This is a genomic window from Nocardioides malaquae (genome assembly GCF_015070385.1).
GTDB lineage: Bacteria > Actinomycetota > Actinomycetes > Propionibacteriales > Nocardioidaceae > Nocardioides > Nocardioides malaquae.
The window spans coordinates 1-272 of sequence record NZ_JADCSA010000386.1; the positions used below are offsets into that span (position 1 = coordinate 1).

Annotated in this window: 1 protein-coding gene; it reads right to left on the minus strand. The window is 41.9% G+C overall.

From position 1 onward, the window contains the following. Positions 1-239: hypothetical protein (locus IEQ44_RS15850; protein ID WP_227487637.1), on the minus strand; the 239-nt coding region annotated here is incomplete at its 3' end. Positions 240-272: the final 33 nt, after the last annotated feature.

Genomic DNA, 272 nt, shown 5'->3' on the forward strand with positions numbered 1-272 from the left:
CTAGTTATTATGGTTTCCTCTCTTCTTTTCCCTCTCACAACACCATTTGCACTGATCTTTTTCTGTATGTTGTAGTATGTGCTTCCACTGCTGTCCTTGTCCCATCTGTCCTGCCACTTATTCATGAGCTCTTTCTTCAGAATAGCCTTGACTTCGCCTTTCCCATATGTCATTTTAATTGTTTCAGTCAGTTCTAGCGCACTTTTGTCTATTTTATCAGCTTCTTCATTTCCTTCCATGCGCACATGGGCAGGTACCCAGCAGAACCTAAT